The organism is Arthrobacter flavus (assembly GCF_039526005.1).
Lineage (GTDB): Bacteria > Actinomycetota > Actinomycetes > Actinomycetales > Micrococcaceae > Arthrobacter_D > Arthrobacter_D flavus.
Genome location: NZ_BAAAIJ010000056.1, coordinates 165,460 through 191,043 on the forward strand (window position 1 = coordinate 165,460; position 25,584 = coordinate 191,043).

At 61.2% G+C, this 25,584-nt stretch carries 20 protein-coding genes; 4 read left to right on the forward strand and 16 right to left on the reverse strand.

Features of this window, described 5'->3' with window-relative positions; translation table 11 throughout:
* Positions 1–134 precede the first annotated feature (134 nt).
* The 6 genes from ABD059_RS14850 to ABD059_RS14875 form a co-directional block, all read right to left on the reverse strand.
* Positions 135–1,850 (reverse strand): ABC transporter ATP-binding protein, encoded by a 1,716-nt coding sequence (locus tag ABD059_RS14850; protein ID WP_343881420.1) that lies wholly within the window; start codon positions 1,848–1,850, stop codon positions 135–137.
* Positions 1,847–2,830, reverse strand: coding sequence for an ABC transporter permease (locus tag ABD059_RS14855; RefSeq protein WP_343881462.1), 984 nt, complete (start codon positions 2,828–2,830; stop codon positions 1,847–1,849). Before ABD059_RS14855 ends, ABD059_RS14850 begins: the two co-directional genes overlap by 4 nt.
* A gap of 1 nt (position 2,831) precedes the next feature.
* Entirely contained in the window at positions 2,832–3,758 is a 927-nt protein-coding gene (locus ABD059_RS14860) for an ABC transporter permease (protein WP_343881422.1), read from the reverse strand.
* Positions 3,759–3,887: 129 nt separating this feature from the next.
* A complete protein-coding gene (locus ABD059_RS14865; protein WP_343881424.1) occupies positions 3,888–5,516 on the reverse strand; it encodes a peptide ABC transporter substrate-binding protein in 1,629 nt (542 codons plus the stop codon).
* 220 nt (positions 5,517–5,736) lie between these two features.
* Complete coding sequence (locus tag ABD059_RS14870; RefSeq protein ID WP_343881426.1) at positions 5,737–7,521, reverse strand: BCCT family transporter; 1,785 nt, start codon at positions 7,519–7,521, stop codon at positions 5,737–5,739.
* A 188-nt stretch (positions 7,522–7,709) separates the two neighbouring features.
* Positions 7,710–9,533 (reverse strand): ABC transporter ATP-binding protein, encoded by a 1,824-nt coding sequence (locus ABD059_RS14875; RefSeq protein ID WP_343881428.1) that lies wholly within the window; start codon positions 9,531–9,533, stop codon positions 7,710–7,712.
* Positions 9,534–9,613: 80 nt separating this feature from the next.
* Between ABD059_RS14875 and ABD059_RS14880 the strand changes: the two genes are divergently transcribed.
* Positions 9,614–10,243, forward strand: coding sequence for a PH domain-containing protein (locus ABD059_RS14880; protein WP_343881430.1), 630 nt, complete (start codon positions 9,614–9,616; stop codon positions 10,241–10,243).
* Positions 10,244–10,307: 64 nt separating this feature from the next.
* On the opposite strand, the gene ABD059_RS14885 is transcribed toward ABD059_RS14880, so the two are convergent.
* From ABD059_RS14885 to ABD059_RS14925, 9 genes are all read right to left on the reverse strand, one after another.
* Positions 10,308–11,357, reverse strand: a complete 1,050-nt coding sequence (locus ABD059_RS14885; protein ID WP_343881432.1) for an ABC transporter permease — start codon at positions 11,355–11,357, stop codon at positions 10,308–10,310.
* Entirely contained in the window at positions 11,354–12,895 is a 1,542-nt protein-coding gene (locus ABD059_RS14890) for an ABC transporter permease (RefSeq protein ID WP_343881434.1), read from the reverse strand. Before ABD059_RS14890 ends, ABD059_RS14885 begins: the two co-directional genes overlap by 4 nt.
* A gap of 213 nt (positions 12,896–13,108) precedes the next feature.
* Positions 13,109–14,887, reverse strand: coding sequence for an ABC transporter family substrate-binding protein (locus tag ABD059_RS14895; RefSeq protein ID WP_343881436.1), 1,779 nt, complete (start codon positions 14,885–14,887; stop codon positions 13,109–13,111).
* Positions 14,888–15,223: 336 nt separating this feature from the next.
* Complete coding sequence (locus ABD059_RS14900; RefSeq protein ID WP_343881438.1) at positions 15,224–15,562, reverse strand: YciI family protein; 339 nt, start codon at positions 15,560–15,562, stop codon at positions 15,224–15,226.
* Positions 15,563–15,638: 76 nt separating this feature from the next.
* Entirely contained in the window at positions 15,639–17,348 is a 1,710-nt protein-coding gene (locus ABD059_RS14905) for a glycosyl hydrolase family 18 protein (protein ID WP_343881440.1), read from the reverse strand.
* Between the two features lie 165 nt (positions 17,349–17,513).
* A complete protein-coding gene (locus tag ABD059_RS14910) occupies positions 17,514–18,215 on the reverse strand; it encodes a RodZ family helix-turn-helix domain-containing protein (protein ID WP_343881442.1) in 702 nt (233 codons plus the stop codon).
* A gap of 83 nt (positions 18,216–18,298) precedes the next feature.
* Positions 18,299–19,792 (reverse strand): MGDG synthase family glycosyltransferase, encoded by a 1,494-nt coding sequence (locus tag ABD059_RS14915; protein WP_343881444.1) that lies wholly within the window; start codon positions 19,790–19,792, stop codon positions 18,299–18,301.
* A gap of 95 nt (positions 19,793–19,887) precedes the next feature.
* Positions 19,888–20,499, reverse strand: coding sequence for a hypothetical protein (locus ABD059_RS14920; RefSeq protein ID WP_343881446.1), 612 nt, complete (start codon positions 20,497–20,499; stop codon positions 19,888–19,890).
* A gap of 131 nt (positions 20,500–20,630) precedes the next feature.
* On the reverse strand, positions 20,631–21,035 hold the full coding sequence (locus ABD059_RS14925) for a hypothetical protein (RefSeq protein ID WP_343881448.1): 405 nt from the start codon (positions 21,033–21,035) through the stop codon (positions 20,631–20,633).
* Positions 21,036–21,479: 444 nt separating this feature from the next.
* On the opposite strand from ABD059_RS14925, the gene ABD059_RS14930 reads away from it, so the two are divergent.
* The 3 genes from ABD059_RS14930 to ABD059_RS14940 all read left to right on the forward strand — a co-directional run bounded on the left by ABD059_RS14930 (position 21,480) and on the right by ABD059_RS14940 (position 24,076).
* Positions 21,480–22,712 carry a saccharopine dehydrogenase family protein gene (locus ABD059_RS14930; RefSeq protein WP_343881450.1) on the forward strand — a complete coding sequence of 411 codons (1,233 nt, stop codon included), beginning with the start codon at positions 21,480–21,482 and terminating at the stop codon, positions 22,710–22,712.
* Between the two features lie 664 nt (positions 22,713–23,376).
* Positions 23,377–23,799 carry a hypothetical protein gene (locus ABD059_RS14935; RefSeq protein WP_343881452.1) on the forward strand — a complete coding sequence of 141 codons (423 nt, stop codon included), beginning with the start codon at positions 23,377–23,379 and terminating at the stop codon, positions 23,797–23,799.
* Entirely contained in the window at positions 23,789–24,076 is a 288-nt protein-coding gene (locus tag ABD059_RS14940; RefSeq protein ID WP_343881454.1) for a transcriptional regulator, read from the forward strand. The genes ABD059_RS14935 and ABD059_RS14940 overlap by 11 nt, the downstream gene beginning before the upstream one ends.
* A 461-nt stretch (positions 24,077–24,537) precedes the next feature.
* On the opposite strand, the gene ABD059_RS14945 is transcribed toward ABD059_RS14940, so the two are convergent.
* Positions 24,538–25,134 (reverse strand): hypothetical protein, encoded by a 597-nt coding sequence (locus ABD059_RS14945; protein ID WP_343881457.1) that lies wholly within the window; start codon positions 25,132–25,134, stop codon positions 24,538–24,540.
* Positions 25,135–25,584 lie beyond the last annotated feature (450 nt).

Genomic DNA, 25,584 nt, shown 5'->3' on the forward strand with positions numbered 1-25,584 from the left:
GAAAAAATGCCCTAACGCGGGGAGCAAATCGGCTCAAAATCAACGCGCTGGGGCAGGTTTGCGGGAACGCACGACGGCGGCCCACCCCCTGGGGGTGAGCCGCCGTCGGACCGATGATTGACTCGCCGGTGTTGCTACGCAGCGCCCGGTGGCAGGATCAGCCCCGCGCCCGGGATGGCCGCGAGCAGAGCCTGCGTATAGGGAGTCGCCGGATGGTCGAAGACGTCGTCGGTCGACCCCTGCTCCACCAGCTTTCCCTTCTCCATCACACAGACGTGGTCGGCGATCTGGCGCACCACCGCAAGGTCATGCGTAATGAACAGGTAGCTGAGCCCCAATTCCGCTTGCAGGTCTGCGAGGAGGTTGAGGATCTGAGCCTGAACGAGGACGTCCAGTGCCGAAACCGCCTCGTCACAGATAACCACTTCAGGGTCCAACGCCAACGCGCGGGCGATAGCCACGCGCTGCCGCTGGCCCCCCGAAAGCTCATTCGGGAAGCGCCGCATCATCGATGCGGGGAGGGCCACCTGTTCCAGTAGATCCCGGACTTTCTGCTCCCGCGACTTGGCGTCACCAATACCGTGGACCCTCAACGGCTCTTCAATGGTTCTGAAGATGTTGTACATCGGGTCCAGAGACCCGTAGGGGTCCTGGAAAATCGGTTGCACCCGGCGGCGGAAATTAAACATTTCCTTCCGACTCAGCGAGGTGATGTCCACCCCGTCAAAGTCGATACTGCCTTCGGTCGCCGTTTCCAGCCCCAGAACCATTCGAGCCACTGTTGACTTGCCCGAGCCGGACTCCCCGACGACGGCGGTGGTGGTGCCCCGCGCGATCGAAAAGGAGACGCCGTCGACCGCTTTGAAATCGGTCGACTTGCCCCAGCTGCCACGGATCTTGAAGACCTTCGTCAGATCCTTGACCTCGATCACCTTGTCGACCAGCCCGTTACCAGCGGAGGTGGGCTCCTCCGGTGCCAGCACCTCGGTCGTTGCGACGCCCAGCTTCTTGGCGGATTCGATCCGGCGCGAAGCCAACGACGGCGCCGATGCGACCAGCTTCTGTGTGTAGGCGTGCCGTGGATTGGTGAGCAGTTCCATGGCTGGACCCGCTTCCACCACCTTGCCCTTGTACATCACGATCACCTTGTGAGCGCGTTCGGCTGCCAACCCCAGGTCGTGGGTGATCAGCAGGACCGCCGTCCCCAGTTCCTGGGTCATGGTGTCCAGATGATCGAGAATCTGCCGCTGGACCGTCACGTCGAGGGCCGACGTCGGCTCGTCGGCGATGAGCAGGCGCGGCCGGCAGGACAAGCCGATAGCGATGAGCGCCCGCTGCCGCATACCACCGGAGAACTCGTGCGGGTACTGGTTGGCGCGAGATTCGGCGTCGGGCAGGCCGGCTTCCGAGAGCACCTGTGCCACGTCCTTCTTGCCGTGAGGCAGGCCGTTGGCCCGCAGCGTCTCCTTCACCTGGAAGCCGATTTTCCAAACCGGGTTCAGATTCGACATGGGGTCCTGCGGCACCATTCCAATGGACGAGCCACGGAGTTCAACAATCCGCTTCTCGTCTGCGTGGGTGATGTCCTCGCCGTCGAACAGGACCTGGCCTCCGGACACGCGACCGTTCTCGGGGAGCAGGCCGATCGCCGCGAGGGCGGTCGTCGACTTTCCCGAGCCGGATTCGCCGACAATGGCGACCGTCTCCCCCGGCATGATGGACAGCCGCGCATTCTTGACTGCCTCCACATCGCCCTGGGAGGTGGTGAAGGTGATCGCGAGATCGCGCAGTTCTAGCAGCGGCTGCGCGCCAGCTCCTTCTGGGCTAATGCTTTCTGGAGTCTGTGTCATCGCTTCCGAGCCTTTGGATCGAGTGCGTCCCGCAGCGCGTCGCCCAACATGATGAAGCTGAGCACGGTCAGGGAGAGCGCGAGGGCAGGCCAGAACAGCGGCATCGGGTTGGTCCGTACCGTCGGTTCTGCCGAGAAGATGTCATTGCCCCAGGACATGACGTCGGGTGGCAGCCCAATGCCCAGGAAGGACAGGGTTGACTCCGCGACGATGAAGGTGCCCAGGGAAATGGTGGTGATCACGATGACCGGGGCAAGGGCGTTGGGGATCACGTGCTTCAGCAACGCCGAGAACCGGGAGACGCCCAGCGAACGGGCGGCCGTCACAAAGTCAGCATTTCTGACCGAGATCACTGATGCCCTGGTAATACGGGCGATCTGCGGCCAGCCGAAGGTGACGAGAATGACCACCAACGTCCAGACGCTGCGGTTCTCCCTGAAGAAGGGCAGCTGAACCACAACAATGGCGCCCAAGATGAGGGGCAGCGCGAAGAAGATGTCTCCCAGTCGCGCCAGGATCGCGTCGATCCACCCGCCGTAGAACCCGGCAATGGCCCCGATGGCCCCGCCGATCAGGAGCACGCCGAGGGTGGAGAACATTCCCACCATCAGCGATGACTGGGTGCCGTAGACGACCCTGGACAGCACATCGCAGCCCTGCTGGGTGAAACCGAGGGGGTGACCCGGCGCCGGCCCGGCGCCGGAATTGATCAGCAGACAGTTCTCATTGGGTGGTTCGTCGGTGAAAACTCCCGGAAACAAGGCGACGAAAATGACGGCCAGGATAAGAATGCCGCTCAGGATGAACAGCGGCTGGCGCCGCAGATTCCGCCAGGCTTCACTCCACTGGCTGCGGGGAGCGTCGTCAGTGGTGGCACTGTCGGTGGCGGCGACGGGGGTTTCCTCGGCGTCCGCTACGAAGTGTTCAATGGGGTACGCGGGACGCTTGGGCGAAACCGCGCGTTTGGGTGTGTTTTCCATCTCAGGCATATCGAATCCTCGGGTCAAGCCATGCGTACAGCAGATCCACCACCAAGTTGGCGATGCAGAATATCAGGATCAGAACGGTGACGATTGCCACCACAACAGGTGCTTCGCCGTTCAGCACAGCGCGATACAGCGTGTTGCCGACCCCGTTCACGTTGAAGATGCCTTCAGTGACGATCGCGCCGCCCATCAGGGCGCCCAGATCAGCGCCCAGGAAGGTGATGACGGGGATCATCGAGTTGCGCAGAATATGCACCGTAACCACCCGACGACGCGACAGCCCCTTGGCGGTAGCTGTGCGCACGTAGTCGGCGTTCACGTTTTCAATGATGCTGGTTCGGGTCAGCCGGAGGACGTAGGCGAAGGACACCAGGCCCAGGACGACGGCGGGTAGGATCAGCTCGCTGAAGGGTGCTGCCCCGCTCACTGTCGGATTGGCCCACCCGAGTTTGACGCCCACCAGGAACTGCATGAGGAAACCAAGCACGAAGATGGGGACAGCGATCACCACAAGCGAGACGACCAGGATGGTCGAGTCGAAGATCTTGCCTTTTCGCAGGCCGGCGATCAGGCCGAAGAGGATGCCGAAGACTGCCTCAAAGACGAGCGCCATGATGGCCAGCCGGGCGGTGGTGGGGAAAACCTCTGCAATGATCGTGGCGATCTCGCGACCGGCGAAGTTCACGCCCAGATCGAAGGTGAGGACACCCTTGATGAAGAGGAAGTACTGCACCCAGAACGGCTGGTCGAGATTGTACTGGTCACGCAGAGCCGCCTCGACGGCAGGGGTGCAGCCACGCTCGCCGCAAATCGCGGCGGTGGGGTCACCCGGGAGGCTAAAGACCAGGAAATAGACCAGCAGGGTTGCACCGATGAAGACGGGTATTAGTTGAAGAACACGCCGAATGATGTACCAGGCCATCAGGCAACACCTCCGGCAGAAAGCGCCCCGGAGGGACGCTGAACAAAACTATTCATCTGTTGAGGACCTTTGAATTTGGAGCAAAACTGATGGGGCCCCCAAACGAGGGCCCCATCAGTTGGTTAGCTGTTACTTGGTGGTGATGGCGTTGTACAGAGGAACACCATTCCAGCCGAATTCGACGTTGTCGACATTCTGGCTCCAGCCGCCCTGGGCAACCTGGTACCACAGTGGGATGGAGGGAAGGTCCTCAAGGAGCATTTCCTGCGCCTCGTTCATCGCCGCGGCACCTGCTTCTACTGAATCAGCTGCCAGTCCATCGGAAAGTGCCTGGTCGAATTCCTCGTTCTCGTACACGGAGTCGTTGGACCCGGCGCCGGTGGCGTGGATCGGTCCAAGGAAGTTGTACAGGGACGGGTAGTCGGCCTGCCACCCGGTTCGGATGGCACCGGTGAGGGTCTTGTCCGTGGCGTTGGTCCGCAACTCGGCGAAGGTGGAGAACGGCAGGCCGCTCACCTCGATCCCCAGGTTGTTCTTCAGACCGTTGACTACTGCCTCAACCCAGGTGCGGTGGTCACCGGCGTCGGCGTTGTACGCAATGGTCAGGGCCTCAGACTCGTCGTAAGGCTCAATAGCCTCGGCCTCTTCCCACAGCTCAACCGCACGCTCGGGGTTGAATTCCAGGTTCTCGCTACCAGGCAGGCTGTCGTTGTAGCCCTCGAGCACGGGGGCGGTGAACTCGGTGGCGGGAGTGCGGCCGTTGTTGAAGATCACTTCGGTGATCTCTTCCCGGTCGATCGCCATCGAGATCGCCTGACGACGCAGCTTGCCGTCCTCGCCATCCCAGTTGTCGAGGTAGTAAGGGATGGAGATGGTCTGGTTGCCCGCATAGGGGGACTCCAGCCACCGGTCGCCGAGGTCGTTCTTGAAGTTCTGTACGTCGCTGGTCGGCACAGTCTTCAGGACGTCAAGGTTGTCCGAGATCAGGTCCTGGTAAGCGGTGCTGCCGTTCTGGTACATCTTGAAGGTCACACCAGCGTTCTGCGCTGCCTGCGGGCCGTCGTAGTCCTCGTTCGGAACCAGTTCGATCTGCTGGTTGTGCTGCCAGGCGCCTTCAGCTGCGAACTTGTACGGTCCGTTGCCGATCGGGTTCTCACCGAACGCTTCGAAGTCTTCGAACGCGACCTCGGGCAGCGGGGAGAACGCACTGTAGCCCAACCGCAGAGGCCAGTCAGACTCAGGCTGGTTCAACGCAACCGTGAAAGTAAGTTCGTCGACAACTGTGAGCCCGGACATCTCGTCGAGGTCGGAGCCTTCAGCGCTGACCTCGTCGTAGCCCTCGATGCTCTCGAAGAAGTAACTTGCCAGCTGGGCGTTCTTCGCGGCGGCGCCATAGTTCCATGAGTCAACAAACGACTGGGCCGTGACGGGCTCACCGTTGGTGAACGTTTTTCCTTCAACCAGGGTGATCGTGTAGTTCTGGGCATCCTCGGTTTCGATGGACTCTGCCATCTCATTCTGGGACGCACCGTCAGCGTCGTAGCTGACCAATCCGGAGAACAGCAGATCCACAACTGCTCCGCCGCCGACCTCGTTGGTGCTGGTCGGGATCAGCGGGTTCTGGGGCTCAACACCATCTACCACGATGGCCCGATCGGCGTTCGATGCAGCGTCGTCGCCGCCACCGCCACATGCGCTTACTGCCAGCGCCGCAGTCAAAGCCACGCCAACAACCTTGGAAATACGCGCTAAACGCATTCCGCCTCCTTGTGTTATTTGATCGACCGGATCGAAGTTACCGCCCGGATTGAACCGGATCATGTTGTACATGTCCCAGCTCACAGTGGACAAGCTTAGGCCTCTAAAGTTGCCTGACGAAACCGAGGGGACTCCCGCACGCAGAAACGGCCCGCCCCACAGGGCGAGCCGTTTCCGTTGACCGCCACGTCAATGACGGGGCGGAAGGCCTTGAAAAGCGCTAGGACTTCTTGGAGCGGGAGAGCTTCCAGCGTCGGGTGGCCGACGTTCCGGCCGTCCCCCGTGGCGCTTCCTCAAGGTGGTAGTCCGCCAGCTGGTCCTGGATCTGCTGATCCATTCGATCGGACATCTGCTCGTTCACCTGATCGGTGACCTGTTCGGCCAGGGCATTGCGAGCCTGGCGTCGCTGGGCGCGCAAGAATTGCTGGTGTTCATCGTGGAAGGCCTTGGCCGTCGCGATGCACATGAAGATCATTACCACGCTGAACGGCAGCGCGGTCAGGATCGCGGCGGTCTGGATCGAGGCCAGCCCGTCATCTCCGACCAGCAGCAGGGCGATTGCCACCGTAGCGGCGGCAACGGCCCAGAACGCGCGGATCCAGTGCTTGGGGTCAGGATGTCCGCCGGTTGAGATCATGCTCATGACCAGCGCACCGGAGTCCGCCGAGGTGATGAAGAAGATCGCGATCAGGATAATCGCCCCAATGAGCAGGATCGGACCCCCGGGAAGCTCGGTGAGGAGCCCGAACAGCGCGTTATTGGTATCCACCGCTCCGTCTTCACCAACCAGACCGCCGTTGCCGAACAGTTCGCGGTAGAGGGCTGATCCACCCAGCACCGAGAACCAGAGGAACGTCAGGAGGGTTGGCACAAGCAGCACGCCGGCAACGAATTCGCGCACGGTACGGCCCTTGGAGATGCGTGCAATGAAGATACCTACGAACGGGGCCCAGGAAATCCACCAGCCCCAGTAGAAGGTGGTCCAGGCTGACTGCCAGGCTTCGCCGTCGGCGCCGGCAAAAGCGAGGGTATCGAAGGTCAGGCCGACGACGTTCTGCAGGTAGTTACCGATGGACTGCACGAACTCGCGAAGCAGGAACAGCGTTGGGCCGGTGAAGAGAATGAAGAGCAGCAGCATCCCGGCGAGCACCAGGTTGGTGTTGGACAGCCACTTCATGCCCTTGCCCACGCCCGAGATCACCGATACCAGGGTCAACGCTGTGATACACAGGATTAGACCGATCTGGGTGAACTTGGTGGCCTCCATGATGTTGGCGGTGTCGAGACCAGCGGACATCTGAAGAACGCCGAGCCCCAACGAGGTGGCAACACCGAACAGGGTACCGACCAAGGCAATAATGTCTATCGCGTCGCCCCATTTTCCCTTGACCTTGTCGCCCAGAAGCGGTTCGAGGGTCCAGCGAATCGAGATGGGACGGCCCCTGCGGTGGACCGCGTAGGCGATCGAAAGCCCGACGACCACGTAGATGCTCCAGGCGTGGAGACCCCAATGGAGGAAGGTCTGGGTCAGGGCTTGCTGGGCAAGCTCAATGCCGGTCCCTTCTGTCCCGGGCGGGGGTGCAGCGAAGTGGTTCAGCGGTTCAGCGACGCCCCAGAAGACCAGGCCAATGCCCATGCCAGCCGCGAAAAGCAGAGCGAACCACGACATCATTGAGAATTCTGGCCGGTCCTCATCCTTGCCGAGGCGGATGTCACCGAATCGGCTCAGGCCTACCCAGAGCGTGAACACGACAAACATTGCCACAATGGCCACGTAATACCAGCCGAAGCCGCTGATGACGTTCGTCTGGATTGCTCCGAACACTTCGGCAGCTGTCGAGGGGAAGATGAGAGCGAAGCCCACGAACACCACGATGAGCGCTGCAGCCGGATAGAACACCGACTTGGCCAGCCGTGAGGCCGCGATCGGTTTCCCTTCGGTGGGTTGGCCGTCTGGCTCGCCGGGTGGACTATCGGTTGCCGGATTTCCGGACCTGAGGGACATTCGGGTAACTCCTCATGCTTCTTGAAAAAAGTGAGAATGACTATTGACAAGCCTCTGCAGAGGCAGTAAGGCCTTACCTAGCCTACAGAAGGACCGGTCCCGATGCACAAGGCCGCCTCAACGCAGGAACGACGGCGCCCCATCCCCGGAAGGGATAGGTCGCCGTCGTTCATGAAAAGCGGGAGCCGTTACTCGGCTGACGCGAGGAGCTTCGCCCGCAGCTCGCGGCGTTCGCGCTGCTTCTCCGGGTTCGGCAAGGGAACCGCTGCAAGGAGCCGCTGGGTGTAGGGATCCTGAGGCCGCCGAAGGATCTGGTCTCTGGTCCCCTGCTCCACAATCCTCCCCCGTCGCATCACGCAAATCCGGTCGGACATGAGGTCGACGACGGCGAGGTCGTGGGTGACGAACAGGCAGGCGAAGCCGAGCTCCTGCTGCAGGTTCTTCAGCAGTTCCAACACGGTGGCCTGCACCGACACATCGAGCGCTGAGGTCGGCTCATCAGCGACTAGGAGTTTCGGTTTCAGGGACAGCGCGCGAGCAATACCGACCCGTTGTTTCTGCCCGCCCGACAGCTCGTGTGGGTAACGGTTGCGGTAAGCGCGCGGCAACTCCACCTGGTCGAGGAGGGTCTCGATCCGCTTCTGCAGATCGGCGCCCTTGGCAACCTTCGCCAGGAACATCGGCTCTCCGATGCTCTCGCCCAACGGCAGGCGGGGGTTCAGGGAGGAGGAAGGGTCCTGGAATACCATCCCCACGTTGCGGCGCAGCTCGAACAGTTCCTTGCGGGAGGCATTCGAGATTTCCTTGCCGGTGACGGTCAGCGACCCTGCGGCGACGGGCAACAGGCCCACCGCGGCGCGGCCGATAGTGGTCTTTCCGGACCCCGACTCGCCTACCAGGCCCAAGATCTCTCCCGGGTAAATGGCAAGGTTCGCGCCTTCGACTGCCCGGAACGCAGGCACCCTGCCCTGTTTGGGGTACTCAATGGCCACATCTGTGAGCTTCAAGACTGGGGCTCCGCGCGACGTGTCAGCAGCACGTTCTGCTTCTTCGAGCCGGGCCTGGTTCTCACGTTCGCGCCGCATCAGCTCGTCCTGCTCGACGTTTCTGAGCTCGGTACCGGTGGCAGCTGCAAGCGCCGCGGTGACATCTACTTCATCGGTGTCGGAGCCGCCCTGTCCCAGGTGGGGCACTGCCGCCAGCAGTTTCCTCGTATACTCATGCTGCGGGTTATGGAAAATCTGTGCGGAGGTACCCGCTTCAACGATCCGGCCCTTGCTCATCACCACGATGTGGTCGGCAAGGTCGGCGACCACTCCCATGTCATGGGTGATCAAGACGATGGCGCTGTTGAGCTTGTTGCGCAGGTTGCGCATCAGGTCGAGGATTTCGGCCTGAACCGTCACGTCCAGCGCGGTGGTGGGTTCGTCGGCGATGAGTAGCTTCGGATCGCAGGAGAGCGACTGAGCGATCATGGCCCGTTGGCGCTGTCCCCCAGACAGCTGGTGCGGGTAGGACTTGAACGCCTTCTCAGGGTCGGGAAGTTCCACCATGTCGAGCAGCTTCAACGCCCGCTCTTTGGCCTCATCGGGGGAAATCTCGTTGTGCAGGCGGATGGTTTCGACGATCTGGAACCCGATGGTGTAGACCGGGTTCATCGCCGTCATGGGTTCCTGGAAAATGACTGCTACATCGCGGCCACGAACCTGGCGAAGCTTGCTTCCGGTCAGGCCGAGGATCTCCCTGCCATTGAGCTTGACGCTGCCCGTAGTGCGGCTGTTTTCAGGGAGCAAGCCCAAAAGTGACATGGAGCTTGCGCTTTTGCCCGATCCTGACTCGCCCACGATAGCGAGCACCTCGCCGGCCTTGACCTCATAGTTCAGGTCGATGGCGGCAGGCACCCAGACTTTGTCGACGCCGTAGTCGACGCTCAGGCCCTTGACCTGGAGGACAGGAACCCCGCTGTCGGGTGTCTGGCCTGTTTCCGAATTTTCGATGACGCCGTCGGTCATGATTCTGCTTTCCTTCCGCCCGTGGCCTGCCACATTCTGGTGATTAGTGGACTTGCCCGGAATCCTGAAACTATATGGGTATGAATAGCCCGAGTGATGTAGCCAGCCCCATTATCTTCAAGCCACGCTTTGGTAAGTGGTTTGCAGGTCTGACCTGGGTACTGGCCGGGATTGGTATTGCCCTGTCGGTGGCCGGCGACGGCGTTGACGGTTTGATTTCCGCGTGGCCGTTGCTCGCCTTGGCTTACTTTGGCTGGTTGCTGTTCTGGTATCCGTCCGTGGTGATTGCCGACGACGCAGTGACGCTCAACAACCCACTGCGATCCATTTCGGTGCCGTGGGCCGCATTGATCCACGTCGACACGAAGTTTGCCCTCAGCCTGGTGACCGTTCGAGGCAGCCACACCGCGTGGGCTGCGCCGGCACCTGGCGTCTGGGGTACTCACCGCGGCAAGCCTGAGCATGTCCAGGGCCTCCCCGAATCCAGCTACGGTCCAGCCCAGTCCATTCGACCGGGAGATCTGAAGAATACCGACTCTGGAGCGGCAGCCTTCCTGGTCCGTACCCATTGGGCGGCTCTCGTCGACGGCGGACTGGTCGACGCCGACGCCACAGAAACCACTGCCGCGGTGACCCGCATCCATTGGATTCAGATCGGATGCGCAGTCGCCCTGCTCGCCGCCACCCTGATTGCCTTCTCTCTGGTCTAGCCGGCAGGCGCGACGCGGCTGTACCGCTGCCCCGCCCGCCGGTTCAACCATGCGCTTAGGCACTTTAGGCCTCGGGGCGGTTGGGATCGGAGATATCGCCAGAGTGCACTGCCTTCTTGGCGTTGAACTTCTTCTGACGGGGATCGAAAGCATCCCGCAGCCCATCTCCGATGAAGTTGATCGACAGGCAGATCATGATGATGAAAAGACCTGGCCACCAGAACAACCACGGCCGGGTGTTGAACGCCTGCTGGTTGTCGCTGATCAGGCTACCCAGGGAGATGTCCGGTGAACGCACACCGAGGCCCAGGAAGGACAGCGCGGATTCCAGCAGGATTGCCGAGGCCATCACCAGCGTGGTGTTGACGATGATGACTCCCACAGCGTTGGGCAGGATGTGCTTGAAAATAATGCGGGTGTCGGATGCGCCGGCGATCCGGGCAGCGTCAACGAATTCCCGCTCCCTCAGGGAAAGGAATTCACCGCGTACCAGGCGTGCGAGCCCGGTCCAGATAATGAGTCCCACGAAAACGCCCAGCAGAATCACTCCCGCGCTGCCGCCCATAATGGAGCGCAGGAAGGTGCCACTTCCGGTGAGGTTGTTGCCCACGCTGCCGAGGACGGCGGCGAGGATGATGAGCGGGATCACAATGATCACGTCGGTGAAGCGCATCAGCACTGCTTCAACCCAGCCACGGAAGTAACCGGAGACGCCTCCGATGATGACCCCGAGGATGCCTCCGAGGATCCCAATGATGAACATAATGATCAGCGACAGCTGGGTGCCCCGCATGGTCATGGCGAACAGGTCGCGACCGACCCGGTCCTGCCCGAAGGGGTGATCGCCGAAGTCGAACGGGAGGACCCAGGTGGGTGCACCATTAGGGGTGGCTAATGGCAGCGTCTGAACGTAGCTCCACTTCCACCAGCCGGGAATCCCCGCGTACCCGATCGAGGTGAAGGCCATAACCACCACGAAGGCGAAAACAACCATGCTGATCACGGCGGCGGTGTTGCCAAAGAACCGTTTGCGGACAATCTGACCCTGGCTCAGGCCGATCGAGTCGTCCTTTGCCTTACTGGGCCTTTTCTTGTTCTCTGCTCTCGTGCTCATGCTTTCACCCTTACTCGTGGGTCAAGTACCGAATAGACCAGGTCAGCAACCAGGTTGAAGACCAGGGCCAGGATGCCTGTGATCAGGAAGACCCCCATGATGGGGTTCAAGTCGACGTTGCCCAGCGCGCCGATGAAGAGCTGCCCCATACCGCTGAAGGCGAAGACCTGCTCGGTAATGATGGCACCGCCGATCAGGCCACCGATATCGAACGCCACAAGGGTGGCCAGTGGGATGAGCGCGTTGCGGAAGGCGTGACGCATCACCACTGTGCGCTCTCCCAGCCCCTTGGCTCGTGCCGTGCGGATGTAGTCCTGGTTCATGATCTCGAGCATTGAAGCCCTTGAATAGCGGCTGTAGCCGGCCAGAGAGATCAGCATCAGCGCAATGGTGGGGAGCAGGAGGTGGGTAAAGGTATCGATGCCCATGATCCAGAAGTCGCCATCAAGGTTCGGGGTGGAGGAACCCAGGGTGGCAATTGGCCTGCCCCGGATCCTGCTGTTGTCCGAGTAGAGGGGCCAGGACTGCATGAACCGGTCGAGCAGGATGGTGAAACCCATGAGGAAAGCGGTGAGCCCCGCAGCGTTCATGCTCTGCCGGCGATCGTAGCCGCCCATGAAGTACCCGACTGCGACGCCGACCAGCACGGTAGCGATAGCCAGCAGGACGATCATCAGTGGGGTCGCCAGGTCGAGCAGAGGCTGCATGGTGAAGTAGGCAATCATGCCGATGCCAACCGTGATCAGCGCCGAGTAGAGCGCCTTGCGGTTCTTTAGCCCTGAGGTCAGGAGGGTGACACCGTAGGCAATTCCGACGCCTGCAATGGCAATAACGACCGGGCCGAAGCCCGGTTCGAGGAACCATTGGGTGAGGTCGAGGAAGAAGAGAATGACAGCTGCGAAAGCGAACCCGGCCGCCGCTGCGATGAGTCGCTTCTTCAGAGTCCCTCGGGCGACCAGATACCAGATGAAGGCCGAGACCAGACTGATGATCAGGATCGCCGTGAGGGAAATGTTCGGATCAGCAAGGAACGTGTTGAAACCAATGGCCCCGTACTCCTTGAGCAGAACCGCCACCCAGAAGATGGGGAGGGAGAAGAAGAGGAAGGCCATGAAGGTCACCCCATAGTCCAGCCCGCTGTACTGCCGGAGGGCGGTGATGATGCCCAGCGAGATGCCGATGAGGATCGCGAGGACGGTGGCGCCGGTAACCAGGAGGATGGTCTGACCCATCGCGCGGGAGAGCAATTGGGTGACTTCAATACCGGCGATGCTGCTGCCGAGGTCACAGGTGGCAGCGAAGGGGATGAGGCAGCTGGCTGCCCCACCAAGCCATTCGAAGTACCGGATAGGGGCAGGGACGTCCAGACTCAGGAGGTCTGTCCGTAGCTGGATGAGGGTTTCCCGGTTGGGAACGTTACTCTCGCGTAAATCTCTCAACGGGTCGCCTGAGAATGCGGTCAGCATGTAGACGATGAAGGATGCGCCCAGCAGAATGAGCACGGCGGCAACTAAGCGCCGGACGATATAGGTCACCATAGTGTTTATAACCTCAATGTTAAGGTTCCGGGGATCACCCGGCGTTGTGGCAAAAGTGTAATGCACCTAACAGGCGCCCGATATTTGGGAGATCCCAATCGCTTACCGCACTGCTTGTACACGGTTCGTTCAGGCACTAGAAAAGCGCTGGGGCCAGTGAGGCCGGCCCCAGCGCTTTCGTGTCTAGCGCACTAGATAGTGGGTGTGGCCGAGTTACTCAGCAACTGTCCATTCCCAGAAGTTCCACCAGATGCCCTCTTGGGTCGGGCTGAAGCCGACGCCTTCGATTGAATCACTGGCAGCGTTGATACCGATCGACTGGAACAGAGGCAGGCCATAGCCGGTCTCGAACAGGCGGGTGTCAACGATGGTCTGCAGTTCCTGCTGCTGCGCTTCATCAGTGGTGACGATCAGCTCATCCATAGCGGCCTGAGCTTCCTCGTCACAGAATCCGCTGAAGTTGGATGCCGATCCACAGCCGTAGAGCTGCGGAACGCCGGTGACGCCTACGCCGGTGCTGACCCAGCCGAAGATGACTGCATCGTAGGTACCGGTGCCAAGGGCTGCGCCCCACTCGTTGCCGGGGAGGCCGCCGTCGACGATCTCGAATCCGGCCTGACGGGCGCTCTCAGCGATGAGCGTGTAGGCGTCGACGCGGTTCGGGTTGTCGACGCTGTACATGATGCGGATCTCGGGGGTGGCACCGTCGAGCAGTTCGGTTGCTCCTTCGATGTCGACCTCGTCGTACATTTCCGAGCCGTTCACGGGAGTGGCAGCTTCGTAGCCGGGGGTGCCGACGTCGAAGATGTGTGAATCCCTGTGATCAGCCTCGGGGTCGAGCTGGCGGATCGTTGATTCAACGATCGCGTCGCGAGGGATCGTCATCATGAACGCCTTGCGAACGTTCTCGTCTTCGAAGACACCGCTGTAGTTGAGGTCAAGGTGATCGAAGGAGAGCTCGTCACCTTCGAAGATGTTGACTCCATCAATGGCCTCGAGTGACGCGAGAGTGTCAGCTGAAGCCTGTGGCTGGATGACGTCGACGTCGCCGTTCTGCAGGCCCTGGACCTGGGCGGTTGCGTCACCAATGTAGCGGATGGTGATTTCGTCGAGCTGGGTCTCGGGACCCCAGTTGTAGTCCTCGTTCTTGACGAGGGTCATCGACTGGTCGGGGACCATTGCGTCAACGATGTACGGTCCGCTGGACAGGTACATGGCTGGATCGTCAGGAAGGGTGGTGGTATCGAACGATGTGTTCCAGATGTCGGCAACAGACTGCAGCTCGGGGCGTTCCTGAGGATCCTCGGAGTCACCCTCAGGGGTGTTCTGGATGAGCTCAATCAGGGCAGCTTCGTCAGCCAGGCCAGCCTGGGTGGCAACTACGTGGGCTGGGGTGTCGATCACGCCGTAGGCGATTTCCCAGTCAGCGTAAGGCTCGGTGTATTCGATAGTGATGGAACGGCCGTCTTCACCCAGTTCGGGGAGGAGGGACAGGTCCAAGCCAGCGGTACTCGCAGCAGCGAAGTACGTGGTGCCGGTTTCGGCTTCGGCGTCTGCATCATCGAAGTAGCCGGAGCTGACGGCCCAGGAGAACAGGAGGTCCCCACCGTCGATGGGCTCACCATCGGACCAGGCAACACCCTCGTTCACGGTGTAGGTGACGGTCAGAGGATCTTCGGAAACTACTTCGTAGGATCCGAATTCTTCCCTCGGAACAACCTCAAGCTGGTCGTTGATGTAGTTGAACCCCGACTTGGTCAGGTAGCTGACCTTACCGTTGATATCGACGTTGCCTGTGGCGCTGTCTGAGTTGAACGAGGTAAACGGGTTTACCTCGGCAACACTTACGACTCCACCACTTGAGGCGCCGGTGTCGCCGCTCGCGTCTGGGTCAGAATTGCCGTCGCCACTGTCAGTGCTGGCGCAGGCGCTGAGTGCAAGTGCAGCGATTGCCGCGACTCCCACAGCTTTGGAAGTACGTCCGAAACGCATTCCGCCTCCTATTTCGTGTTCTGGATAGAGCTCAATGTGGTTTTACAAAGAGCTGACACGCCCCCTCGGGAGGAGTGGCGTGCCTCACATGAATAGAAGCCTAAGTGCTAATTGTTGCGGTCAGGTGTCCGAACCCTCATCGCAACCGGGTTGTTACCGAGATGCAACCAAATTCGTTTCCCAGTGATCTTTCAGGTATTTCCCAGCACCCGCCGATCACCATTTTTGGCCCAGTTTTTGTCCAGGAAACCTTCTGCACATACGTCAGTCGGTAAACGCCGATACCGCGACTGGCTGTGTGTTCTGCGCTCGCTGACGCGCTGCAGCGCAGTCCCGCTAGCTGTCTTGGTCATACATGAACTCACGGAGCTCCTGAGAACAGCGGCAGGACACCGCGATCTTCCTCGCCCACTCGACGGCGTCGTCGCGCGTGGGCAACTCGAGCACTGTGAACCCGCCTGTGAGTTCGCTGCTCGGGTAGATCGTGCTGCTCACCTCACCCTCGGGAGAGATCAGCACGGGATCGACATCCTCGTTGATTCCACCCCCGAACACATACACGCCGGCGGCCTTGGCTTCCTTGATCACAGCGTGGGAGGCGGCGACGACGGCGGGGAACTCATCCTCCGTGACCACCATCGCTTCGCTGGGAAAAGAGATGAGATATTTGGTCATGCCTCGATGATGGCCGTGTTTGGGCGCGACGGCAATGGTCTTTGACCACTCAGTAGCACTGTCCTGCCGGTGGTGGTCAGCCGTCCACCGGCAGCCACGGCCCCCATTGCTCGGTGCCGGGAACATCGCCCCTGGTCCACCATTGCGTCCGGTACACCGTGTCTTCGAAGATCACGCGGCGGCCCTCGGTGTACACCGCGCCTTCTTCCCAGACCACGGGTTCGGCGTCCGCTGCCTCCTGGGCCGACAAAGAGGGTTCGGCTGCCGGTGGGACATCCGACGTCGTTGCCCCGGGGGTGGCTGCGCCGGGGGTGATTGTTGGGGAACTGGGCGGCTGAACCGTGGTCTCGGGCATCACCCTGTCACGTGCGGGGCCTCGAGGAACCTCGCGCAACTGATCGGACAGCACAGCAAAGAGCGAACCGTCCCGGTTACCTGCCAGGTCCCACCACATGCCACCGCCAAGGCCTTTCTCCAGAATGTAGTCGCTCTTGAGACGCACGGTTTCGGGGTTGTCGTAGCTCCACCACTTGTCGCCGTCGAACCGCCAGGCCGCGCCGAGCGTCGTGTCGGTGAACTCTTCGCCGACCTCGAGCAGTTCGTCGTAATCCTCCAGGCCCGGTTCTTCGCCGCCCGGCGCGGGTCCGGTGGCCTCACCCCAAGGCTCCGCCGAGTCAGCACCCATCCAGCCCCTGCCGAACGCTGCGAGCCCGAGGCCGAGTTGGGCCGGGTCAATCCCGGCGTCGAGATAGGCGCTCACGGTCCGGTCGACCGAGAAACGTTCGCCATCCTCGCGTGGATCGTCCGGGTCGTCGAAAAGATTCGCTTGGTGTCCGGTAAGACCCGGTTCCCAGGTCCCCCATAGGTCGTAGCCCTGAATATTTCCAAAGTCGAGGTATTCGAACATGGCTGGATCATTCCAGCCACCAGCTTCGATCACCACAGGATTCGCAGGCAGGAAAGCGCTCAGGGAGTAGGAGGAACCGGTGGTTGCACCGTAGGCGTCGAGCTGCGCCCGGAACTCCTGCAACAGCAATCGGAAATTCTCGGCGTCGTTCTCGGTATCGACCCCGTTACCTTCGAGGCCCTTGTCCGTCCCCGGCCACTCCCAGTCGATGTCGATGCCGTCGAACAGCCCAGCCGCGGCGCCGTCCCCTCCCCTACCTTCGATCACCGGGAGGTTTCCCTTGATGTACAGGTCGATGCAGGAGCTGACGAGGGCTTTCCGGGATTCGTCGGTCGCCGCGGCACGGGAGAAGTTCTTCGACCAGGTCCATCCGCCGAGCGAGATCACCGCACGCAACCCGGGGTTGGCTGCTTTCAACTGCCGAAGCTGGTTGAACGATCCAGCCAGGGGTTGCTCAGCCGTGTCCGGCGTGCCAGCAATTGATGAGGCGGCGTCGTAGGCCATGCCGTAGTCTGCCCAGGCATCGGACGCGCCGTCGGATCCGTCTGGGCCGCTTTCCTGAGCCTTGTTTGCCTGGAAGCAGGTGAGCGTCTCGTGGTGGATGTTGCCGAAGGCATAGTTGATGTGGCTTAGATTGCCCGCTGCGCCCGAGTCCTGAAGGTCCTTCATTGAGTACTGGCGACCGTAGACACCCCATTGGGGGAAATAGCCAACGCTCCGATAGCCGTTGATGAGAGCGGGGGCGGTGGCGGCGTCGTCGGGACTGTACTCCTCCGTCGAACCGTCGAATGAACAGGCGGCGATGCCGCTGATTCCCAGTAGGGCGACGACGGCCAGGACGACGACCCGTCGGGACCGGCGCGGGCGCACTCGTTTCATTCTTTCCTCCGGCATGTGAGACCAACACCGGCTGACAGCGGCTCTTCTAGGCTACGGTATGAAGCTTGCTGGCTACCGCCCACCGGTCAGGCAGAAATGCCGGGGATCCTCTCGAACCCGCCCCCAGGGGGTCATGCACTCATGTCACGACTACCACGTCCCGACCTACTTCAGGCTGAGCACCTCGTCAATCGGGCGGTTGTTGACGAACACTCGGGCACTTGTGGCACCGGCAGCGGCCATTGCGGTGTATTCCAGTTGCGCCTGTGCGCGCGGTATATCACAGACGCCCCCGAGCATGAACTGCCCGGTGAGCCAGATGGTGATGGTATTGCCGTTCAGCTCGCCGCCGACGTATGTGAGGTCCGACTGGTACAACACGTTCACGAGCCCGGACAAGCCAACGTCGCGACTCTTGTTCGCGAGCAGGGCCTCCATGCTGGGACCCACCTGGTCTGTGAACCGGACCGGGGCCGTGGTCGTGGCGATCAGACTGTCACCGCAGCCGATCCTGGGTCCTGAAACGCCGTTGTCGTCGACCGCGACGTAGTAGATGGTCAGCGGAGCGACCTGCTCGGGAAGTCCCGTGGGTGTTGGTTCCACCGTCTCGGGAGGGCCCGCAGGGGCTGAGGAGGGCGGCACAGCAGCTGTGGAGGTGGGGGCGGCCGAAGGCGTGCTCGGCGAGGACGTACCCGGAGCTGGCGTACTCGGCTCAGGCGTACTCGGCTCAGGGGTAACAGACGGGCTTGCTGTTGTCGTTGCCGCCGCGGGGCTGCTCGTCGGGGCGGCAGCCGGTGGACCGAAACAGCCCGTGAGCACGATGAGACTGGAGAGCCCCAATACGCTGAATGCCGAAAGCCTGGTCATGATGCCCCCTTGGGTGCGGCCTCGCCCCGTCGCGGGGCCGCACTTTGAAAGCTACTCCCACGGGTTCGCGAGGAACAGGGACTTTAGTCCGGCGTTGAGGGTTCGATGCTCCCGGGCGGAACGGCCGGGGATTTTGACAGGCCCTCGACCCGGACAGGCAGTGCCTTGTCGCTCCGCAGCAGGGCTCGGAGCAACCGCCGCGCCTCCCACCGGAGCCATAGACGCGCTTGGCCGCGCCGCAGCACCAAGCCTCCGTCCGGGGTCGCGTACCGCTTCTGGAGATCATCTAACTCCTCGGCTTGCAGCAGCGCGACTGTGCTTCCCGCAGCCGAGTCGATAAGCCGGACCAGCGCGGATGGTCCGGTCAGATCGGTGGCGACGATGCGCTGCCCGCTCGCGGCGAAAATAGTCTTTTGCGCTGCGCGGGTGACGATCAGCGGACGTGACGGCCCTTCTAGCAGACCGGTCAGCACGTCCGCGGCGGCGTCAGGGCGGCCGATTCTCCGTGCCGCAGCCTGCATCCGCTGCAGCCTGCCCGGCTCGCGCAGCACCTCGTCGATCTTCCAGCCGATCGTCGCGGCTGTGTTGCAGCGTACGGCGGCCCCCTGCTCCATCAGGTAGTCGCCGTTGCGAACCTCTTGCCCCGGGATGGGGTTCACCAGCACCATGGGCAGCCCTGCTGCCATGCACTCCGACGCCGACAGCCCGCCGGGCTTGCCCACGAAGAGGTCGGCACGGCGCAGCAGGTGCGGCATCTCCTCCGTGAAGCCGAGCACGCTGTAACGGTCACCAGCGGGAGCCACCAGCTGCTCGATGCGATGCCGCAGAGCATCGTTGCGTCCGCAGATGATCGTGGCCGTGAACGGCGAGCGCATGTGCATCGTCTGGCGCACCACCGAGACCGCATAGTCGCCGCCGGTGGCACCCGCCGAGATCAGCAGCATAGGGAGTTTATTGGGATCGCGCGCGGGCTCGGGCACCCCATCAACCTGTTTGGCAATCGGGATGCCCGTGGCTGCCACCCGGTCGGAAGGAAGGCCGAGCGCCATCAACTCGATCCTTGCCTCCTCCCTGGCCACGAACAAGGAGTGGAACGCGCCGGGAAGCCACAAACCCTGGAAGTCGTAGTCCGTGGTGACGACAGCGGTCTTAGCGTCAGTCACACCGCGAAGGAGCAGCGACGCCAGGAGCTGGGCTGGCAGGAAATGCGTGCACACGATAGCCGTCGGCCGGAATCGTTTGATCTCATTGATCACCGGAACCGCGTTTGCCCTTGTCCACGGGTCGATTGGGCCGCGGCGCCGGTATGGCGGATCGCTCAGGTCATAGCCCCAATCCACCAGCCATGGCAGGCCCTCGACCAGCACGAAGTAGCCTTTTGCCAGCAGTGCACGGTACAGCACGCTACTCACCTGCAGCACGTCCAATACCTGGACTTCGGCGATGTCGGACCGCCCAGCGCACTCCTGCTGTAGCGCCGCCGCGGCGCTGTTGTGGCCCGCTCCCACCCCTGCGGACAGGATCAGAACGCGTTCCCCTCCATGGGTGTGGGATCCTCGTGCCGGTGTCTTGCGCATGATGTGAGGCTAGCAGCCCTACCCCTGAGAATTATTGGGTCCACCTGTGTTCGGTCGGCGCGGGGATGAGATGAATCAGACGGTGAAGCGCGCCGCTATGTCGTTTTGAATTGCCGCGGCGAAGCCATCCCGTCCAGCATCGTCGTCAGTCCGTCGATCTGAGCCATCACAAGGCCACGATCGCCGAGCGCTACACGAACGTGGTGGTCGATGTATCCGCGGATTTCCGGCGGGAATTCCGATTTAGCCGCTGACCCGACCGTGCCGTTGGCTTGATTAAGCAAGTGATTCAAGGTGGGTTTGTCTTGCATTTCGCGATCAACCCAGTCGTCGTGCCCGAAGACCCGTCCCATATGAATGATGCCGTCGCCAAGGTACGACGCCGCGAACACCGCTGCAGCACCAAACGCAGCTTGTGCGCCCAGGCTGCTTTCCAACTCGGTGTCGTAGTACGCGCGAATCTCCTGTTCAAGGTACGAGGCCACCGGGCGCACGGCATCAACGTCGGCCTCATTGACCGCCCTGTCCTGGCTCGAACGCGTCACCACCTCGTTGAGCAGGTCCAGCTTGGACGTGAGCTGCTCTCGCAACTCCGGGTTCTGCTCTTTGCCTTCAATGAGCGCGACAGCATTATGAAAGACCAAGAGCCGCTGAAGGTTGGCAAAGATCAGGACGAGCGCGTTGAATCGATGTTCTTCTGGAGTCATGTCACCAATCTAGTAGGAAGACGTCAACGGGTGACATACGCGAGGATTCTGTCAGCGATCAGGCGCTGAACCGGAAGTCCCCCAGGTCGCCACGGTTAACCTTTTCCAATCATCCGCGGGATGACATGTCGTTAACGCTCGTACCGGAGGGAGCTGGGGTCTTGGTCCCCTAAGACCTGCTTCCAGCCGTCCCTTGCCAGATCCCGCTTCAGTTCTGCCAGTGCTGCGTTCATTCCTGGGGACCAGCTCTCCTGTGGTGACACCGGGGTGACGGACCTTGCTGCTGGAAACGTCGAGCTCTTGTAACGGGTCTTTCCGTCGACTTGACCTACGAACCGCAGATGAGTGGTTCCGTACTGGGACCCGAGCGTTGTCAAGATGCTCGCCCACCATGACGTGCCCCCGATATCCTCAAGGGCAACGGTGAGCTCCTTCTTCGCCAGATTTATGAAACTGTTCCGTGAGTGACTTTGCGGTGCGAGGGTGACCGAAGTGAGTGCCACACGCTCGTCGGGTACTCCTCCTTCAGCAGCCATGCCAGGGCACCAGCAAGCACAAGATTGGGCAGCGTCCAGATTCCCAACGGTGTAATGGCAATCAAGAAGACGATGGCACCGACCAGAGCCACCTTGACGTATCGGCCGTTACTGAGAATCAGCAGTCCCATGACGATTTCGCCCGCATGTTGATCTGCCTCCTAGCTTCCGCGTCGAAGAACGCTTCTTATGGCGTTCGAGGATCCGACGCGGTCCGGAGAGAACAGGGTCTCTTGCATCCGCTTCACCTGACAGGGCCGAAAGTCCCCGCCCGCGACGGAACCACGAGGCAAGATGACGGCCTGCCCATGCTTTCTCTTGCTCCTGGATGCTGGGTGCTGGGGCCGGGCGAAGCAACAATACGTAGGACAGGACCGAGCCGAGGCGTGGCGAGGAAGGCACTTCCCGGTGCCGGTCCGGTCTCTGCTGTGAAAGACTTCTGGCATGGAGGCCCCAGCGCGCGACCACGACATCGTCCTCTTCGGTGCGACCGGCTTCGTCGGTGAACTGATTGCCAGATATCTTGCGAACCACGCTCCTCCGGACCTGCGCGTGGGACTCGCTGGGAGATCGAGGGCGAAGCTCGAGGCCGTACGGTCCAGTCTGCCGGTCGCCGCGCAGGACTGGGCCCTCATTGAGGCCGATACTGGACGCCCTGACTCGCTCGCGGCGCTGGCCGCGAGTACCAGAGTTCTCTTCACCACGGTGGGTCCCTACGCGAAGTACGGGCTGCCGGTTGTCGAAGCGTGTGCCCGAGCCGGCACCCACTACGGGGACCTGACGGGCGAGGTGTCCTTCGTCCGTGAAGCTATCGACCGTTGGGACGCCCTGGCAAGGACTACAGGTGCACGGATCGTCCATGCGTGCGGCTACGACTCCGTCCCGTCGGACCTCGCGGTGCTCCTCCTGCACCAAGCCGCGCAGACCGATGGCGCGGGCGGACTGACCGAGGTGCAGCTTGTCGCCAGAGCGAAGGGCGGCTTTAGCGGCGGCACCATCGAGTCGATGCGTGGGCAGCTCGACGGTATACGGGCGGACCCTGTGCTGCGATCGCTCGCGGGCGACCCCTACTCCCTCAGTCCGGACCGGACGGCGGAGCCAGCGACCCGGCAGCCGCCGGATCTGGGGTGGGTCAGCCGTTCGGAGGACGGCCTGTGGGCCGCACCCTTCATCATGGCGTCGGCGAATACGCGGACCGTACGTCGCAGCAATGCCCTGCAGGGCTGGACCTACGGTAGGTCCCTGCGGTACGGCGAAGTGATGGGTATGGGGCGGGGGCCCGTCGGCGCCGTCATCGCCGGAGCGACGGCACTTGGCATACGGCTGTTTGGAGTCGCGCTGGCCCTACCCCTCACGAGGAAACTACTGGACCGTGTCCTTCCGTTGCCCGGTGCGGGTCCGAACGAGGCCGCGCGGCGCTCAGGCTGGTTCCAGTCCCAAGTGAATGCATCCACGGAGAGCGGCCGGCGGTACCGAGCCACCGCAGCTGCCCCCGGCGACCCGGGATACGCCGCCACCGCCGTGATGGCCGGGGAGACAGCGCTCTCACTTGCCCTCGACGGCGACCGCCTGCCGCCCGCCGCAGGATCGCTGACCCCGGCGACCGCCCTCGGCAACGTCCTGGTTGAGCGGCTGCGCGAGGCAGGCCATACCTACGAAGTCATTTCCCTTACCTGACGCAGGAAGTGGTGCACTGGTCGTGCTCAATGTCCAAAGAGGAGTGAGAGGCCTACTTCGCAGGACAGAAGGCAGAAGCCATGTCCGCGGGCAGACAAGCGGTTCTACAGCGTCCTATTCATAAATACAAAGCGTCCCGCCCGGTTACTGACCTGGCCGGGCACTTCGGACTGAGAGATAGTTGATAAGTGGAATCGAGCTGAGCCTGAGTCTTAGAGACATGTGATCACGGCAACGACAAGGACGTCGTCGTCGACTGTATAGATGATGCGGTAGCTCCCTATCCGGGCCCGTAACCCGGATTCCCCTGAAGCGACCTGGTCCCTGGCGTCCGCGGATCTCAGCCAAGAAGCGCAATCGACCCGCGAACGCGGTCTGATCCTGATGATCGATGAGCCTCAAAGCGCGAACTGCAGCAGGTCACAGCTCGATGGCCTGACCTCGGAGCACAATGACAGGCTTTGTCGACGGGAGTGCAATGCAGTCCATCCACGATTCATGTAAGAGCTCTTCTGCGCCCCGTGGAAAACGGACCCTATCTCAACGGCAACACTTCCAGGTGACCAGCAGCCCTACCTCCCGGTGTGGTGTCTGTGTCTGCGTAGCGTTGACCGCTGACAGCCACGTTTAGAACGGTGGTTCGGCCAATACTGGAGGAGATGGCATGAATACATCCCCGCAGAATCGCCATGAAGAACAGGATCCGGAATCTCTATTAGTCCGTAAGGTTTCCGAAGGTAAGTTTTGGGCCATGGTGCTCACAGCGGCGGCGCAAGGCGCAGTTCTTGTATTGGCAGCGCAAGGCCAATGGTGGGCCGTGGCAGGCGTGCTGGCTACCGGAGGGCTTCACTATGTGTGGTTCCGCGACGCAATGTGGGGAGCGAGGAACCGACGCCCGTCTGGCCAGATCGCTGGCTCTTTGTCTATAAGCTTCCTTATTAACGCAGGTATTCAAACTAGCTTTGCATTCCTACACCCGGTGAACAGTTCCTACGCTGCAGTCACCGTAGCTTTAGGTATTCTCGCGTTCCTCGCCCATGCCGCATTGCGCTACACATCCAGCAAGGTGGTGACGCGTGGCCCTTGAACACATCGATCCGGTGATCAACACCGAGTTACGCATGAGACTGACCGCCGCGCTGTATGGAGTGTCAAATTCGAGCTTCGAGGATCTGAAACTGGGCCTCGGAATCACTGATTCCAACTTGTCGAAGCAACTCCGGGTCCTGGAAGAAGCGGACTACATTGTGATTACTAAAAAACGTGTTGGGCGACGCTGGGAAACTCGCATCGCGCTCAGCGACAACGGCGAGAGCCGCTACCTTTCATACCGGAAAGAACTGCTGGCCATCCTGAACAGCTAACGTTCAAGACAGCCAGCAGGGAAATTCGCTTGAGGACGTGAACGCGCACCAAGTGGATCACGGTGAGTGGGTCGGCGAGCGCCATCTCGGTCTGCTCGCTGTCAAACGCGTATGCGTAGGATCCGATTCCCATACGACGGTTCTGAGCCCGCAACTACACTTTCGTTCGCGATTTGGCCCGCTTTGAGGACGTGCTGCGCCCAGCGGAGCAGCTGTTCAATCGTCTCGCTTTTCAGCTCGCCGCCGTATCTTGTCAGCCACACCATCGATTGCGCTAAAAAGAAGTAGACACAGCAAGAAAGCAAGAACCAGGAAGAGCAATTCGTACAGGAAATTCCCTTGTTGAAAGACCGTGTAATTGACCAGACCCAGAATTATGGTCAAGACAAGTGATTTACCTATTCTCCCGGGCCAGGGTGATTTCTTCTTTTCGGTTTCTGGGATGGTGCCATTACCGCCCATCAGCCGCGTGGCCCCATCTTAATTACCACCCAGAGAACGGCCGTTGCTAGTGGCTTCTGCATGGATTTGGCAAGAGGCCTCAGGAATGGCGGTACGGCGGTGGTAATGCATCCACCGACCGCTGAGTAGACCCGCGACTCGGCCGTAGCCTGATTTCCCTGATGTACAAGGGTGATCAACTCGTTGACCCCTGCGCCACCAATGGCACCCGCTACGCAAAGTCCGACAGCTGCCACGAAAGGCGCAAGTGCCGCTGGTAGCGCCTGCGGTTGGATGACGCCACCTTCTTGGGTGCCGCTATCAACATCAACGCTATTGGCAACTTCGATGAATTGCTGCTGTGTGAGGGCATCGTTCGGGAAGAGGATGGCAGCGGTCTGTGCGGTGTCGGTGCCTGGTTCCACGCTTTGCAAGCGCTCCATGAGCTGCTCATAGCTGAGACCGGCAGATGATACTGAAGTATCGGGACTAATTATCACTTGACTTGGTGGAACCGGTTCGACTGCCTGAGCAGGAAGTGCCGCTGCAAAAAGAGTCCCGGCTGTCAAAACGGAAATAGCCGAGTACGTCATATTCTTACGTATCATCTCATTCACCCCAGTTTCGTTCGTTACTAGTAATTGGACGCTATCACGCACAGATCGTTGGCTCAACGCTTTGCAGCGGCAGTATGTCTCGTATTGATCTGCGCAGATGTAATTCCGCTATTGATCAGCAGTACTCCGCCAAGCCGTCCTCGCCTGGAGCGCAGCACTAGGGGAGGCTTCAGAGTGCAGGGGTGGAAGCCGCCCTCGCGGCGCTTATCTATAGGCCAGCGGCGCTCAAAAACATACGGTAGTTCTCACCGAGTACGTCTAGGAGTGCCGGTTAGTGACAAGAGTTTGGCACTACCGAGATCCACGGAATGACAGGGCCAGCAATAACGTGACCCTGCGCTTAGACAGTTCCAGCAACCGGCCTGGGTGGCTGGTTGGGTCCCCGTGTAGAAGTCCAGTGTTTGTGTGAGTTTCGTGTCCGAGAATGGACACAGGAGGAAATTCACGAAT